General features: G+C 65.8%; 11 protein-coding genes and 2 tRNA genes. 4 read left to right on the forward strand and 9 right to left on the reverse strand.

The features are described 5' to 3' along the window. Positions 1-77 precede the first annotated feature (77 nt). The 7 genes from O1Q03_RS14635 to tig form a co-directional block, all read right to left on the reverse strand. Entirely contained in the window at positions 78-2,009 is a 1,932-nt protein-coding gene (locus tag O1Q03_RS14635) for a SurA N-terminal domain-containing protein (RefSeq protein ID WP_269504329.1), read from the reverse strand. A gap of 352 nt (positions 2,010-2,361) precedes the next feature. After that, positions 2,362-2,438: transfer RNA gene (locus tag O1Q03_RS14640), tRNA-Asp, on the reverse strand. 23 nt (positions 2,439-2,461) lie between these two features. After that, positions 2,462-2,537: transfer RNA gene (locus O1Q03_RS14645), tRNA-Val, on the reverse strand. Between the two features lie 205 nt (positions 2,538-2,742). After that, a complete protein-coding gene (gene lon / locus O1Q03_RS14650) occupies positions 2,743-5,166 on the reverse strand; it encodes an endopeptidase La (protein WP_269504331.1) in 2,424 nt (807 codons plus the stop codon). Positions 5,167-5,363: 197 nt separating this feature from the next. Then, positions 5,364-6,635 (reverse strand): ATP-dependent Clp protease ATP-binding subunit ClpX, encoded by a 1,272-nt coding sequence (clpX, locus tag O1Q03_RS14655; RefSeq protein ID WP_006754177.1) that lies wholly within the window; start codon positions 6,633-6,635, stop codon positions 5,364-5,366. Positions 6,636-6,799: 164 nt separating this feature from the next. Further along, entirely contained in the window at positions 6,800-7,453 is a 654-nt protein-coding gene (clpP, locus tag O1Q03_RS14660; RefSeq protein WP_006496351.1) for an ATP-dependent Clp endopeptidase proteolytic subunit ClpP, read from the reverse strand. Between the two features lie 140 nt (positions 7,454-7,593). Next, positions 7,594-8,940: a trigger factor gene (gene tig / locus O1Q03_RS14665; protein ID WP_269504333.1), complete on the reverse strand. Its 1,347-nt coding sequence runs from the start codon at positions 8,938-8,940 to the stop codon at positions 7,594-7,596. A gap of 393 nt (positions 8,941-9,333) precedes the next feature. Here tig and O1Q03_RS14670 point away from each other — a divergent pair, with 393 nt between their 5' ends. Together O1Q03_RS14670 and O1Q03_RS14675 are read left to right on the forward strand one after the other, a co-directional pair. Next, on the forward strand, positions 9,334-10,479 hold the full coding sequence (locus O1Q03_RS14670) for a glycerate kinase (RefSeq protein ID WP_269504334.1): 1,146 nt from the start codon (positions 9,334-9,336) through the stop codon (positions 10,477-10,479). Positions 10,480-10,541: 62 nt separating this feature from the next. Continuing rightward, the gene (locus O1Q03_RS14675; protein ID WP_269504335.1) at positions 10,542-10,991 is read left to right on the forward strand and encodes a MarR family winged helix-turn-helix transcriptional regulator; all 450 of its coding nucleotides are present in this window, start codon (positions 10,542-10,544) and stop codon (positions 10,989-10,991) included. Between the two features lie 250 nt (positions 10,992-11,241). Here O1Q03_RS14675 and O1Q03_RS14680 read toward each other — a convergent pair whose 3' ends face one another. Beyond that, positions 11,242-12,240: a 2-dehydropantoate 2-reductase gene (locus O1Q03_RS14680; protein WP_269504336.1), complete on the reverse strand. Its 999-nt coding sequence runs from the start codon at positions 12,238-12,240 to the stop codon at positions 11,242-11,244. Between the two features lie 95 nt (positions 12,241-12,335). Then, positions 12,336-13,478 carry a helix-turn-helix transcriptional regulator gene (locus O1Q03_RS14685; protein ID WP_269504337.1) on the reverse strand — a complete coding sequence of 381 codons (1,143 nt, stop codon included), beginning with the start codon at positions 13,476-13,478 and terminating at the stop codon, positions 12,336-12,338. Positions 13,479-13,655: 177 nt separating this feature from the next. Here O1Q03_RS14685 and O1Q03_RS14690 point away from each other — a divergent pair, with 177 nt between their 5' ends. Beyond that, positions 13,656-14,837, forward strand: a complete 1,182-nt coding sequence (locus tag O1Q03_RS14690; RefSeq protein ID WP_442865788.1) for a porin — start codon at positions 13,656-13,658, stop codon at positions 14,835-14,837. A 22-nt stretch (positions 14,838-14,859) separates the two neighbouring features. Continuing rightward, positions 14,860-16,077, forward strand: a complete 1,218-nt coding sequence (locus O1Q03_RS14695) for an MFS transporter (RefSeq protein WP_269504339.1) — start codon at positions 14,860-14,862, stop codon at positions 16,075-16,077. The last annotated feature ends 3 nt before the right edge of the window (positions 16,078-16,080 follow it).

A 16,080-nucleotide genomic window follows, 5' to 3' on the forward strand; every position in this document is an offset into this window, starting at 1 on the left:
CGTCGGAAAACAAAAAGCCCCGCGTCGAGCGGGGCTTTTTGTCGTTGCGTGCGGAACAGCGAACGCGTGAGCGATGCTCAGTTGTCCGCATCCTGCGCACGGGGCGCCGTACCGTACAGCTTCACCTTCGAGCGATCCCGCAGCGCGGTGAGATAGGCTTCGCCCTCGCTCTGCGCTTCGACCTGCGCCATCTGCTGCTGCGCGGCGGCGAGCTGCTGCGGGTCGACCGCCGAACCCGGGATCACCGCGTTCACGCGATAGATCGCGTAGCCGTCCGCGCCGAGATCGACGCCGACGTAGGCCGGCAGCGTCTTCGCACCGACCTTGTAGACGGCGCTCAATGCCGCCGGCGTCAGGCCCTGCGATTGCGTGCGCGACACCTTCTGCGCGGCGTCGAACCCGTCGGTCGACTTCGACTTCTGCAGGTCGGCCAGCTTCGCCGCGCCGTCCTTCTTCGCGAGTTCCGCGGCCTGCTCGGCAATCACCTTCTGACGCACGGCGTCCTTGATCGCGTCGAGCGCGGGCACGGTTGCCGGCTTGTAGTTCGTGACGCGCGCGGAGATCAGCGTGTTGTTGCCGACGTCGATCGCCTGCGTGTTGTTCTGGTTCTTCACCGAGTCGCTCGCGAACACGGCCGCCAGGAACTTCGGATTGTTCAGCGGGCTCGTCGGCGGCAGTTGCGGATTCGGCGTCGGCGTGACGGTGGCCGTCTGGATCGTCAGCTTGTACTTGTCCGCCGCCGGTTGCAGCGACTTCGCCTTTTCATACACGGTCGACGTGAAACCTTCCGCGTTGTCCGTGAACGCCTTCGACGCATACTGCTGCTTCAGCTGCGCGGCGATCTGGTCCTTCACGTCCGCGAACGGCTTGACCACCGACGGCTTCACTTCGGTCGCCTTCAGGATGTGGAAGCCGAGATCCGACTGCACGACACCGCTGATCTCGCCTTGCTTCAGCGAAAACGCCGCATCGTCGAATGCCTTGCCGCCCGCCGTCGAACCGCGCGTGATGAAGCCGAGGTCACCGCCCTTCGCTGCCGACGGCGCGTCCTGCGAGCTCTTCTGCGCGATCTCCGCGAACTGGTCCGGATGCGCCTTCACGTCGGCCAGCACTTGCTCGGCCTTCGCCTTCGCGGCCGCCTTGTCGGCAGCGCTTGCGTCGCTCGCCGCGGCGATGAAGATATGGCTCACACGCGCCTGCGCTTCCGTGCGGAAGTGCGTCGGGTTGTCGTCATAGAACTTCTTGATGTCCGCATCGGTCGGCTGTGCGCTCGCGGCGGCTGCGGCCGGCGAATAGACGAGGTACTGGATCGTCGCGGCTTCCGGCGTCGCGAAGCTCTGCTTGTGCGCGTCGTAGTACGCGGCGAGCTGCGCGTCGGTCGGCTGCACCTTCGCTGCGTAGTCGCTCGTCTTCAGCACGAGCGCCTGCACTTCGCGCTGCTGCGCGGCCAGTTCCGACAGATGCTGCGCGAGGCTCTTGGGCGTGAACGCGCTCGCCACGATGCTGGCCGGAATCTGCTGCAGCGCGAGGCTGTAGCGCACGCGTTCCTGATACTGCTCGGGCGTCATCCCCTGGAACGACATCAGCTGTGCATAGCGTTCGACGTCGATCGTACCGTCCGGCTTCTTCAGCGACGCGATCATCGGGTCGCTCATCAGCGCGTCGCGCACCGCGTTGTCGGAGGCAGTGAGATGCAGGCGCTGCGTCTCGTCGGCCAGCACACGTTGCTGGATCAGGCCGTCGAGCACTTGCTTGCGATGGTCGGGCGTATCGAACGCCTTGATGTCGAACTGCCCGCCGAGCGCCTGGCGCGCCTGGTCGATCTGCTGACGGAACGCGCCGTCGAATTCGACGCGCGTGATCTTGTGCCCGTTGACCGCCGCGACATTCGCGCTGTCGTCGAAGAAACCGCGGAAACCTTGGATCCCGACAAAACCCAGCCCCGGCAACACGATCAGGAGCAGGAGCGCCATCATCAGGCGCTGGTGATTACGGAAGAAATCGAGCATGCGTGACGGGAAAATTGGACAAAACGTCCGATATTACAACATACGGGGTGGAAGGGGAGAAAAGCAGACGGCCTCCTCGATTCGGCGAGCGTGCGCGCTCGCAAGCGGGCGCAAAACCGAACGCACAAACAACAATGCCCGCACAAGGCGGGCATTGTTGTTTGTTTGGCGGAGCGGACGGGACTCGCCTGCATCCCGCAGGCCGCGGCTTCGCTTGCAAGCGAAGCCCTTCGAGTCCCGCCGGAAGCCGCGCAGGCGGCTTCCTCCACTCCGCAGTCACGCGCTCGCAAGCGAGCGCAAAACCGAACGCACAAACAACAATGCCCGCACAAGGCGGGCATTGTTGTTTGTTTGGCGGAGCGGACGGGACTCGAACCCGCGACCCCCGGCGTGACAGGCCGGTATTCTAACCGACTGAACTACCGCTCCTTGGTCTGGCTGAATCGTGAAACTGGTGGGTGCTGAGGGGTTCGAACCCCCGACCTACGCCTTGTAAGGGCGCCGCTCTACCAGCTGAGCTAAGCACCCGTTTCCGATTCGTTCTGGCTGCGATCTGCGTTTCGGCATCAACAACCAGCGAGCCTGCGATTTTAATTCATTCCAGATCATCTTGCCAAGCCCCAATGCGCTTTTTTTAACATCCGCTCGCGCACCATCCGGACTCTCATAAAAAAACCCGCGGACATGCCGCGGGTTTCGTGAACAACCGTCAACCAGGACGGTGCTCCGGGTCTCAGTGCTTGACGACTTCCGTCGAGCCGGCATCCTTCGCCGCGTCGCCAACCGGTGCCGCAGCCTTCGCCTCTTCTTCCGGCGGCAGCGGCGTCGGCGAACGCTCGAGCGCGAGCTCCAGCACCTTGTCGATCCAGCGGACCGGCACGATCTCGATCGCGTTCTTCACGTTGTCCGGAATGTCCGCGAGATCCTTCACGTTCTCTTCCGGGATCAGCACGAGCTTGATGCCGCCGCGATGCGCCGCCAGCAGCTTTTCCTTCAGCCCGCCGATCGGCAGCACTTCGCCACGCAGCGTGATTTCACCCGTCATCGCGACGTCGGCCCGCACGGGAATCCCCGTCAGCACCGACACCAGCGCGGTCGTCATCGCACCGCCGGCGGACGGACCGTCCTTCGGCGTCGCGCCTTCCGGCACGTGGATGTGGATGTCCTGCTTCTCGAACGCTTCGTCCTTGATGCCCAGACGCCGCGAACGCGAGCGCACCACCGAACGTGCAGCCTCGACCGACTCCTTCATCACGTCGCCGAGCGAACCCGTGCGAATCACGTTGCCCTTGCCCGGCATCACCGCGGCTTCGATCGTCAGCAGATCGCCGCCGACTTCGGTCCACGCGAGGCCCGTCACCTGACCGACCTGGTTTTCCTTCGCCGCGAGGCCGAAGTCGTACTTGCGCACGCCCAGGAACGTGTCGAGGTTTTCGCCATCGACCTTGATCGCGCCCGATGCCTTCTTCAGCAGCAGCATCTTCACGACCTTGCGGCAGATCTTCGACACTTCCCGCTCGAGCGAACGCACACCGGCTTCACGCGTGTAGTAGCGGATGATGTCGCGGATCGCCTGCTCGGTGACCTCGATCTCGCCGTCCTTCAGACCGTTGTTCTTCTTCTGCTTCGGCAGCAGGTAACGCTGCGCGATGCTGACCTTCTCGTCTTCCGTGTAACCCGACAGACGAATCACTTCCATCCGGTCGAGCAGCGGCGGCGGGATGTTCAGCGAGTTCGACGTCGCGACGAACATCACGTCCGACAGATCGAAGTCGACTTCGATGTAGTGGTCGGCAAACGTATGGTTCTGTTCCGGATCGAGCACTTCGAGCAGCGCCGACGACGGATCGCCGCGGAAATCCATCCCCATCTTGTCGACTTCGTCGAGCAGGAAGAGCGGATTGCGCACGCCGACCTTCGCGAGGCTTTGCAGGATCTTGCCCGGCATCGAACCGATGTACGTACGGCGGTGGCCGCGGATCTCGGCTTCGTCACGCACGCCGCCGAGCGCCATCCGGACGAACTTGCGGTTCGTCGCACGGGCGATCGACTGGCCGAGCGAGGTCTTGCCGACGCCCGGAGGCCCGACGAGGCACAGGATCGGCGCCTTGACCTTGTCCACGCGCTGTTGCACCGCGAGATACTCGAGGATCCGTTCCTTGACCTTCTCGAGGCCGAAGTGATCCTCGTCAAGCACCTGCTCGGCGTTCGACAGGTCGTTGTTGACCTTGCTCTTCTTGCGCCACGGCAGGCCGATCAGCGTATCGATGTAGTTGCGCACGACGGTGGCTTCCGCCGACATCGGCGACATCAGCTTCAGCTTCTTCAGCTCGGCGTCGGCCTTCTTCTTGGCTTCCTTCGGCATGCGCGCGGCGTTGATGCGCTTCTCGAGTTCCTCGAGATCCGCACCCTCTTCGCCTTCGCCCAGTTCCTTCTGGATCGCCTTGACCTGTTCGTTCAGGTAGTACTCGCGCTGGCTCTTTTCCATCTGGCGCTTCACGCGCCCGCGGATGCGCTTTTCGACCTGCAGGATGTCGATCTCGGCTTCGAGCTGCGCGAGCAGGTGCTCGAGGCGCTCGATGACCGGGAACATCTCGAGGATGTGCTGCTTCTGGTCGAGCTTCAGCGGCAGACGCTCGGCGATCATGTCGGCGAGACGGCCTGCTTCATCGATGCCCGACAGCGACGTGAGAATCTCCGGCGGGATCTTCTTGTTCAGCTTCACGTACTGGTCGAACTGCGACACGATCGCGCGGCGCAGCGCTTCCGTTTCCGCGCTGTCGGCGTGGTCGGGTTCGAGCGGCAGGACTTCGCACGAGAACTGGGTCTCCTGCTCTTCGATCGACAACGCCTTCGCGCGCTGCAGGCCCTCGACGAGCACCTTCACGGTGCCGTCCGGCAGCTTCAGCATCTGCAGAATGTTGGCGATACAACCGACCTCGTACATGTCCTTTTCGGTCGGTTCGTCCTTGGCTGCGGTTTTCTGGGCGACGAGCATGATGTGCTTGCCGCCTTCCATCGCTGCTTCGAGGGCCTTGATCGATTTCGGCCGGCCCACGAAGAGCGGAATCACCATGTGCGGGAAAACGACGACGTCCCGCAGCGGCAGCAGCGGGAGCGTGATGCGTTCCGGCGGAAGAAGTTGGGTGCCTGACATTTCATTTCCCCATGAGTGGAATCAATTGTTCGGTAATTGAGGCCGCCACAACGAATTGCAAGCCTTCAAGTGCGGGAAATATTCGGTAAGAAAGTAACCACCGCGTGTCGAGTCAGAGTTACCCACAAGATAAACGAAAAAAAGCCGCCCACGGACTCATGAACGGCCTTTTTCGCAGAACATCGTCGGCAAGCCGGTCAGTTCGAACCCGCCACCTTCGGCGTGTCCTCATAGATCAGCAGGGGCTTGCCGTCGCCATCGATCACGTTCTCGTCGATGATGACCTTGCTGACCCCCTTCATCGCCGGCAGCTCGTACATCACATCGAGCAATGCCTGTTCGATGATCGAACGCAAACCGCGCGCGCCGGTCTTGCGGCGGATCGCCTTGCGGGCGACTGCCTGCAACGCGCCCGGCCGGATTTCCAGCTCGACGCGCTCCATCGCGAACAGCTTGTGATACTGCTTGACGAGCGCATTCTTCGGCTCGACCAGGATCTTCATCAGTGCCGCTTCGTCGAGCTTGCCGAGCGTCGCGACCACCGGCAGGCGGCCGATCAATTCGGGGATCAGACCGAATTTGATCAGGTCTTCCGGTTCCGTTTCGCGCAGCACTTCGCCCGCGTCGCGTTCCTGCTTGCTCTTGACCGTCGCGCCGAAGCCGATGCCGGTTTTTTCGGTACGGTCGGTGATCACCTTCTCGAGACCGTCGAACGCGCCGCCGCAGATGAACAGGATGTTGGTCGTGTCGACCTGGATGAAATCCTGGTTCGGGTGCTTGCGGCCGCCCTGCGGCGGCACCGACGCCATCGTGCCCTCGACGAGCTTCAGCAGCGCCTGCTGGACGCCCTCGCCCGACACGTCGCGCGTGATCGACGGGTTGTCCGACTTGCGGCTGATCTTGTCGATTTCGTCGATGTAGACGATCCCGCGCTGCGCCTTGTCGACCTCGTAGTTGCAGTTCTGCAACAGCTTCTGGATGATGTTCTCGACGTCCTCGCCGACGTAGCCGGCTTCGGTCAGCGTCGTCGCATCGGCGATCACGAACGGCACGTTGAGCAACCGCGCGAGCGTCTGCGCGAGCAGCGTCTTGCCGGAACCCGTCGGGCCGATCAGCAGGATGTTGCTCTTCGACAGCTCGACGTCGTCCTTCTTGTCGAGATGCTTCAGGCGCTTGTAGTGGTTGTACACGGCCACCGCGAGGATCTTCTTCGCGCGCTCCTGGCCGATCACGTACTGATCGAGGATGTCGCGAATTTCCTGCGGGCTCGGCAGATCCGACCGGGACAGGCTGGCCTCGACGCCGGCGGCAGCCGCCTCGTCGCGAATGATTTCGTTGCAGAGGTCGATACATTCATCGCAGATGAACACCGACGGGCCGGCGATGAGTTTTTTCACCTCATGCTGGCTTTTCCCGCAAAACGAGCAATACAACAGCTTCTCGCTGTTCGAACCTTTTTTGTCCGCCATGAATGTAGAGCCTCCGGACAGGTAGATGACATGATACGCCGATTGCTCCGGACGCCGCGCCTAGGGCGCGACCGGAGCCGGCTGGATGCGCTTGCCGCAGATGCTCAGGGCACTCGGGACGTTTGGAGGGCGCCGCCCGAATCGGGGCGGCACCCCGTTTAAGCTCACGGGCGCTTCAGCAGCACCTGATCGATCAGCCCGTACGCCTTCGCGTCCTCGCTCGACATGAAGTTATCACGGTCGGTGTCGCGCGCGATGCGCTCGACGTCCTGGCCCGTGTGCTGCGCGAGCAGGTTGTTCAACCGTTCCTTCAGGTAGAGGATTTCGCGTGCCTGGATCTCGATGTCGGATGCCTGGCCGCGCGCGCCGCCGAGCGGCTGGTGAATCATCACGCGCGAGTTCGGCAGCGCAAAGCGCTTGCCCTTCGCGCCCGACGCGAGCAGGAACGCGCCCATGCTGGCCGCGAGGCCCATGCACAGGGTCGACACGTCCGGCTTGATGAACTGCATCGTGTCGTAGATCGCCATGCCGGCCGACACCGACCCGCCCGGGCTGTTGATGTAGAGGCTGATGTCCTTGTCGGGATTCTCGCTCTCGAGGAACAGCAACTGCGCGACGACGAGGTTGGCGGTCTGGTCGTTGACTTCGCCGACCATGAACACCAGGCGCTCCTTCAGGAGACGCGAATAGATATCGTACGAACGCTCGCCGCGGCCGCTCGTTTCGACGACGATCGGCACCAGTCCCAGCGCTTGCGCCTCGAAACCCTGCGGCGCGTTCGAAGCAAGCATGTCCAGCAATTCAGCACGAGTGATCATTCAATAAACCTTGTTCGAATGGAAAATTGAACGGAGGGAAGCCGCCCGCTCAATCGCCATATTAATGGCAACCGTGCGCCTGACGTAAAAACGGCGTGCAGGCCGTCGCTCCGACAGCCGGCACGCCGCTAGAGCAACACTTACGCTTGCGCCGATGCGCTTGCGAGTGCCTCGAAGCTCACTTCCTTGTCCGTCACCTTTGCCTTGCCCAGCACGAAGTCGACGACGTTGCTCTCAACGACGAACGCTTCCATCTCGGCGAGGCGCTGCTGGTTCGAATAATACCAGCGGACCACTTCCTTCGGGTCTTCGTAGCTCTTCGCGAACTCGTCGACTTCCGCGCGGATCTGCTCCGGCTTCGCTTCGAGGCCGTTCGCCTTCACGAGCTCGGCCAGCACGAGGCCGAGCTTCACGCGACGCTCTGCCTGCTCGGCGAACATCTCGGCCGGGATCGGCGCGTCCTTCGCGTTCGGCACGCCGCGCTGCGCCAGATCCTGGCGAGCCATTTCGACGAGACGTTGCTGATCCTGCTCGATCAGCGCCTTCGGCACGTCGAGTTCGGAAATCTTCAGCAGCGCGTCCATCACCTGGTTCTTGACGATCGATTGCGTGCGGCGCTTTGCTTCGCGCTCGAGGTTTTCCTTGATCTCGGCGCGCATCTTCGTCAGGTCGCCGTCTTCGATGCCGAGCGACTTCGCGAACTCAGCGTCGATTTCGGGCAGGTGCGGCCACTCGATCTTCTTCATCGTGACCGTGAACTGCGCCGTTTTGCCGGCGACGTCCTTGCCGTGGTAGTCGTCCGGGAACTTCAGGTCGAACGTACGCTGTTCGCCGACCTTCAGGCCGAGCGCCGCCGTTTCGAATTCCGGCAGCATGCGGCCTTCGCCGAGCACGAACGGGAAATCTTCGGCCGTGCCGCCCTGGAACGCGACGTCGTCGATCTTGCCGACGAAGTCGACCGTCACGCGGTCGCCGTTCTTCGCTGCGGTGTCCGCGCCGCCGTCGCCGTGCTCGCCGGCTTCGCCGCGTGCGTGGTAGTGCACGCGCTGGTTGCGCAGGATGTCCAGCGTGCGGTCGATTTCGGCGTCGCCGATCGTGGTGGTCGAGCGCTCGACTTCAGCCGTTGCCAGATCGCCGATCTTCACTTCCGGGTAGACCTCGAACGTCGCGTCGAACGCGTATGCGTCTTCAGCCTGCTCCTGCTTCGGCTCGAAGCTCGGCTGGCCAGCGACGCGCAGGTTTTCCGCGCGGCTGATCGTGAAGAACTCCTGGCCGATCTTGTCGCTCAGCACTTCCGCTTCGACCTGACCCGCGTATTGCTGGGCGACCATCTTCAGCGGCACCTTGCCCGGGCGGAAACCCGGCATGCGCACGTTCTTCGCGAGTTTCTGGATACGGGCGTCGATTTCCTTCTGCACGGTGTCTTTCGGCAGGGAAATCGTCACGCGGCGTTCAAGCTTGCCGAGGTTCTCAACAACGTTAGCCATGGCTTCAATCGTCCTAAAATTATTCGAGCGAATCGGGTTTTCCTTGCCGTGCCTGCCTGCGGCGCGAGCTGCACATGGGTGCGCCACACACGCCGCGCCGGAGCGCCACGCCATCCCTGCACGCGCCGGATGGCTAGCGCAAGCGGCTCGGAGCACGGCTTTGGCCGGAAGAATCGACTATTCTAGCAAACAATCTTCCTCATACCGCCAGATCGGCATGACACATGTGCGTACCCGGCGTGTCTGCCGCTTCCCGTCGCGGCAATACGAGCGGATCGTCGCTATGCCGAACGCCATATCCACCGCGGGCCCGCCATCCTGTAAGCTCCGATTGAGCGTGCGCCGCCGTCGCGGCCGCGATTCTTCACACCAATTTCGCCTTCCGGAGACACCATGCCGCAACACCCGTCCGCGCCTGTCGTCGTCATCGCGCCCGATTCGTTCAAAGGCTCGCTTTCCGCCGAGCAGGTCGCGGACGCAATCGCCACCGGCATCCGCCGCGCCCGGCCCGATGCGGTCGTGCGCTGCTGCCCGATGGCCGACGGCGGCGAAGGCACGCTCGATGCGATGCTGGCCGGCGGCGGCACGCGGCGCACGCTGCGGGTGGCCGGTGCATCGCTCGCGGCACGCGACGCGGCGCTCGGCGTGATCGACGCGCGCAGCGCGATCGTCGAGACGGCCGAGATCGTCGGCATCACCGATGCGGTCGGCATGAGCGTACCGGTCGACGCCCGCAGCACGCGCGGGATGGGCGAAGCGATCCGCACGCTGCTCGACGAAGGCGTGCGCCGCTTCTTCGTCGCCCTCGGCGGCAGCAGCACCAACGACGCGGGCGCGGGGCTCCTCGCCGGCCTCGGCCTCCAGTGCTTCGATGCGGCGGGTCAGCCCGTCGAGCCCGTCCCGGCACGGCTGCGCGACATCGCGCGCATCGACGTGTCGGCGCTCGATCCGCGCCTGAACGACGCGGAATTCATCGGCATGTCGGACGTCGACAACCCGCTGACGGGTTCGCACGGCGCAACCGCCGTGTTCGGCCCGCAGAAGGGCGTGACGCCCGAGCAGGTCGCCACGCTCGATGCCGCGCTCACCCACTTTGCAGACCTGCTGGAAGCCGCGCTCGATCGGCGCGGGCGCGACCTGCCGGGCGCCGGCGCTGCAGGCGGCCTCGGTTTCGCGCTGCACATGCTGGGCGCGCAGTTCGAAGCCGGTGCGGAAGTCGTCGCACGGCAAGTCGGCCTCGATGCGGCGCTCGCGGGCGCCGACTGGCTGATCACCGGCGAAGGCCGCTCCGACGTGCAGACGCTGCACGGCAAGGCGCCGTTCATCGCGTGCCGCCACGCGCAGGCCGCGGGCGTGCCCGCGTCGCTGCTGTCGGGCGCGGTCGACCCGGCCGCGCTGCCGCGGCTGTCCGAGCATTTTTCCGGCTGTTTCTCGCCGGCACCCGGGCCGATCACGCTCGACGTCGCGATCCGCGATGCGGCGAACCTGCTCGCGAACGAAGCCGAACAGTTGACACGGCTGAAGTACGGCGCACACTGACCGTTGACCCGAGCGCGCGATACAGGAACAATCGGGCCCGCCCTTTTTCTTCAGGATCCGACATGAAAGGCCGTCAAGCCGGGCTCGATCAGTTTCTGACCTATCGTCTCCACGCGCTCACGAAGCGATCCGACCGCGGGATCGCCGAGGTGTACCGGCACAAGCTGGACATCTCGCTGCCCGAGGCGCGCGTGATCGCCGCCGTCGGCGCCTTCGGTCCGTTCTCGATCATGGATCTCGCGCGTCATACCAATCTCGACAAGAGCCAGGCGAGCCGCGCGGCCGAAGCGCTGTTGCGCCAGGGGCTGCTCGAGCGCAGCGCGAGCGAGGAGGACGGCCGGATCGTGCTGATCGCGCTGACCATCGACGGCCGCGCGCTGCATCGCAAGATCATGCCGATCGTGCGCAAGTGGAATGAAGGCCTGCTCGCGGCCCTGTCCGACAGCGAGCGCCAGACGTTCGAGCGGCTGCTCGACAAGATCGTCGCGCACGCGATCGAACAGGATGACTGAACGGCGCAACGGACGATGCGCGCGCCACGTGTTGCTCGGCACGGCGCGGCTCGCGTCGCGGCCCACACCGGATCGACGGGCAGCCCCACAAGTGCGTCACGCACGCTGCGGCCACCTGCTTTATTCCGACGAATCAGCCGGCCACATGCTTGCGCGAGCGCACGGGCGGCAGCTTGGCCTCCCGCGCCGGCCGCGCGCCCAATGACTCCCCGCCGGCCGGCAACCCGCTCCGCATACCTTCAGCCCTGCGCTACAGTCCGCTGTTTTCCGCCCGCTGACGCAACAAGCCGAGCACCGCGTCGCAATACGGCGTCGGCACATCGAGCTTGCGGCCCAGCTCGGGAAACACACCGAGGATCGGCCCGATCTCGAGCGGCCGCCCCGCCTCGAAATCCTGCAGCATCGACGTCTTGAATGCCCCGAGCTTGCGCGTGACCGCGATCCGCTCCGGCCCGCTCATCCCGGTGTGGAGGCCGAGCTTCGCGCCAATCGCGGCGGCCTCCTCCATCATCCGCAGCGCCAGTTGCTCCGTGTACGGATCGTCGAGCAACTGCTCGGCGGTCGAACCCGTCAGCGCGCTCAGCGGGTTCATGTTCATGTTGCCCCACAGCTTCGTCCAGATCTCCGCGCGGATCGCCTGCGTCGACTCGACGTCGAAGCCGCCCGCGGCGAGCGCCGCCGCGAGCTGCGCCGTCGGCGCGGCGAGGCGCTGATCCGGCGAGCCGACGATCAGGCGATTGCCGCGTCCACGGCGCACGACACCCGGCGCGTCGGTGCTCGACGACAGATGCACGACGCAGCCGATCGCCTGCGCAGGCGGCAGCGCCGCCGACACCGCGCCGCCCGGATCGACCGCGTCGAGCGGCACGCCATCGATCGCTCCCGGGAGCCCGTGCGTGAACCACCACGGCAGCCCGTTCATCGCGGCGACGATCACGGTATCCGGCCCGACCAGCGGTGCGATGCGCGCGGCCAGCGCCGGCAACGCCTGCGCCTTCAGCGCGATCACCACGTAGTCCTGCACGCCGAGCGCGGACGCATCGTCGCTCGCACGCACGGGAATCGACGACATCGCGCCCGTCTCGTCGATCAAGCGCACGCCGTGCGCGTTCAACGCATCGAGCGTCGCGCCGCGCGCGTACGCGCTCACGGTCATGCCGGCCCGCGACAGCGCAGCCGCGAGCAATCCGCCGATCGCGCCGACGCCGACCACCGCCGCGCGCACCGACCCTGAATTCGTGTCGTTCATGATGGAAATCCGTCTCCTGGAAGCCGACGAGCATAACGCTCAATCGTTGCGGATACAACCAATCATGCGAGCGCGCGACGTTGCGCCGGCCGGATTCATCGAGCCGCGCTGCCGGCCTCCGCCGGTTCGTCGTCGGTCGGGCCTGTCGCACCGAGCACGCCGGCGATCTGGCTCTTGTCGTGCATGCCGAGCTTGCGGTACGCGCAGCGCAGGTAGTGCCGCACCGTCGTCGGCGAAATCGCCATCTGCTGCGCCACCTCCTTGTGCGAGCGCCCGGCACCGTAATAGCGGATCGCCGCCAGCTCGCGCGGGCTGAGCCGGTCGAGCAGCGAGCGCGGCCGCGCCTCGATCTGGAACAGTCCCGCGACCGGCACGCACTGGATGCGCAGCGCATCACCGATGAACGGCTGGCCCGACTGGCGCCGCACGTGGGTGACGAGCGGTTCCGGCACGCGCGGCCCCGTCCACGCCGGCCATTCGGTACGCAGCACGTCGTCGAAGCCGTGATCCGCGTGGTGCAGCACGCCGAAGTTGTCGCACAGCGCGCGCGCCGCCGGCGCCGCCGCATCGCCGCGCTCGCGCGTGAGCTGCGCGGCCCGATTGATCGTCAGCGCGGCCGCGAGATGCGGGATCACCTGTTCGAAGCGATTCGCATCGTCGTCGCTGAACGGGCGATTCAAACCCTGCCGGTAAATCGACATGAACGTCGTCAGACCGAAGCGCCGATCGAGCGTGCACACGCACATCAGTTGCGCGAGCCCGTACTTCACGCACCAGTCGCGAAACCGCGCGTCGACGCCGGGCTCGACGACCGACAGCCGCACCGCGCGGCCATGCGGGCCAAGCAGCGTGCGGCGCGCGAGCGGATCGCAGTCGCGCACGCGTTTCCAGTCGCTGAAAAACGCGTGCGGAAGGCGGTACAGGAAGCTGTTGTGCATCACCGGGCCGGTCGGCACGTGCGTCGCGACGCCGGTCCACGCGGCATCGAACGGGATCAGCGCCTGCAACAGCGAAAAGAAGCGGCACTCGAACTCGCCGATCCCGGATTGCGCGGCGACCGCATACAGGTCCAGCAGCATCAGGCCGAGCTCGCGCTGCAATGCGTCGCCACGCGCGACGCCGTCGAAATCGGCACGGCGGGCGGCCAATGGCGGCCATGCGGATTCGTCGAGCACGATCGCGGCAGGCACGTCGCGCAGCGCGTCGGGATCCTGCCCGATATCCGTCGTGATCCTCACCTTCCGCTCCCCTGCCCCATCGGGCCGCTGATACGCACAACGCAGACCGGCCGATTATAGCGACCGTCATTTTTGGCGGGCAGCGCTGCCGGAACACGCGGCAACCCCATCCATTTGAACGGTACGCCGCGCGTTGCTGCCGCGCAGCACGCGTCGCGGCAGGCCGGCCGCGCGTGCGTGCCGCACACCGCGGGTTTTCCGCACCGTTCATCTGTACGACTGTTCGGCGGCTTTCCTGCTGCGGACACTGCGTCGCGACAACACCAGCGACACAACGATGCAGGACGGTATGGAGAACCCCACGTGACGAAACCCCGCTTCATCCGCACAGCCGCGGCCGCAGCCGCCGTGACGCTCGCCATCTGCAGCGTCGCCGCGCACGCGCAATCGGCGCTCACGCTGTACGGCGCGCTCGATGCCGGCGTGCAGTACCTGACGCATGCCGACGGACGCCACGCGGCCGTGCAGTTGCAGAACTACGGCATCGTGCCGTCGCAGATCGGATTGAAGGGCAGCGAGGATCTCGGCGGCGGCTGGCGCGCGCTGTTCAGGCTCGAGCAAGGCCTGAACGTCAACGACGGCACCGCGACCGTTCCCGGCTATGCCTTTTTCCGCGGCGCGTACGTGGGTCTCGCGGGCCCGATCGGCACCGTCACGCTCGGCCGGCAGTTCAGCGTGCTGTTCGACAAGACGCTGTTCTACGACCCGCTGTGGTACGCGTCGTACAGCGGCCAGGGCGTGATCATGCCGATGGCGGCGAACTTCATCGACCACTCGATCAAGTACCAGTCGCCAGCCTTCGCCGGCTTCGACGCCGAAGCGCTCGCCGCCACGGCCGGCGTCGCCGGCAATACGCGCGCCGGGCGCGTGCTGGAACTCGGCGGCCAGTACACGAGCAACGGGCTGTCGGTCAGCGCGGTGCTGCATCAGGCGCACGGCGACGCAACGGCCGCGGACGACGCATCCAGCCGTCGTCGCGAACTGGGCACGCTCGCCGCACGCTACGCGTTCGCGACGCTGCCGCTCACCGTCTATGCAGGCGTCGAACGCGTGACCGGCGATCTCGATGCGGCGCGCACCGTCGTCTGGGGTGGCGCGCGTTACCTGATCGCGTCGAGCGGAATCGGGCTGAACGCGGGCGTCTACCACACCGATTCGCACACGCCGGCGATCGGCCATCCGACGCTGTTCATCGCGAGCACCACGTACGCGCTGTCGAAGCGCACCGTCGCCTACGTGAATGTAGGTTATGCGCGCAACAGCGGCCAGAGCTCGCAGACCGTCTACGAATACGACCCGACGCCGCTCGCGGGCGCGTCGCAGTTCGGCGCGATGGTCGGCATGTACCACCTGTTCTGATCCCGTCCACCAGGAACCCGCCATGAAAACCCTTTGCTCCGATGCCGCGCTGCCGTCCGATGGCCGCGCGTCGACCTTTGCGCGCTCGACGCTCGTCGCGCTCGTCGTGTTCGCGGCCATCACGCCGCTGCTGCTGCTCGTCGCGCCGGCCGTCGCCGGCCAGCTCGCGACGCAGCTCGGGCTGTCCGCGTCGCAAATCGGCACCTACTTCTTCGTCGAACTCGGCGCGTTCAGCCTCGCGACCGTGCCGTCGTATCTGTGGCTCGGCCGCGCCGATGCGCGCCGCGTCGCCGCCTGTGCCATCGCGCTGTTCGGCGCGGGCAACCTGCTCACCGCGGTGTGGATGCCGGGCTTCGTCGCGCTGCTCGCGCTGCGCGCCGTCACCGCGCTCGGCGGCGGCTCGTTGATGGTGCTCTGCATGACGAGCGCGGCCACCAGCGAGAACAGCGATCGCGTCTACGGCCTGTGGGTCGTCGGCCAGTTGATCGCCGGCGCGATCGGGCTGTTCGTGCTGCCTCACGTGTTCGCCGCGTTCGGGCTGCGCGCGCTGTACGTCGCGCTCGCGGTGCTTGCCGTCATCGCAGCGCCGCTGTCGCGCGGCTTTTCGGCGACGCTCGGCGCACGCGCCACGTCGGCGCAGGCCACGCGCGACGCCGTATCGGATACGCCGCGGCTGTCCGTCGCGCTCGCGATCGGTGCGGTGCTGACGTTCTATCTCGCGATCGGCAGCGTGTGGACGTTCGCAAGCCGTGCCGCGGCGCAAGCCGGCCTCGATCCGCAGTCGACCGGCAACGTGCTCGCGATCGCGAGCGTGATGGGCATCGCCGGCGCGGCGCTCGCGTCGTGCGCGGGCGGCCGCGTCGCGCGGCGCGCGATGCTCGCCGCCGGTTACGCGCTGCTCGCGGCGTCGCTCGTCGCACTCGCCGCGCTTCCGCATGCGAGCGGCTACGGCGCCGCGATCTTCGCGTTCAAGTTCGCGTGGACCTTCGTGCTGCCGTTCATTCTCGCGACCGTCGCGCAGATCGATCGGTCGGGGCGCCTCGTCGCGACGCTCAATTTCGTGATCGGCGCAGGCCTCGCGGCCGGCCCGCTGCTCGCCGGGCTGCTGCTCGATGCGGGCGGCACGATGCACACGCTGTTTGCGATCGCGACGGCCGTTGCGATCGCATCGTTCGCCGCACTGCGCCATATCGATCGCCGTGCGGCCGCTGCCGTGATTCCCGTTTCCTCCCAACCGTGACAG

Origin of the sequence: Burkholderia sp. IMCC1007, assembly GCF_027257875.1 — a bacterium.
Taxonomy (GTDB): Bacteria; Pseudomonadota; Gammaproteobacteria; order Burkholderiales; family Burkholderiaceae; genus Burkholderia.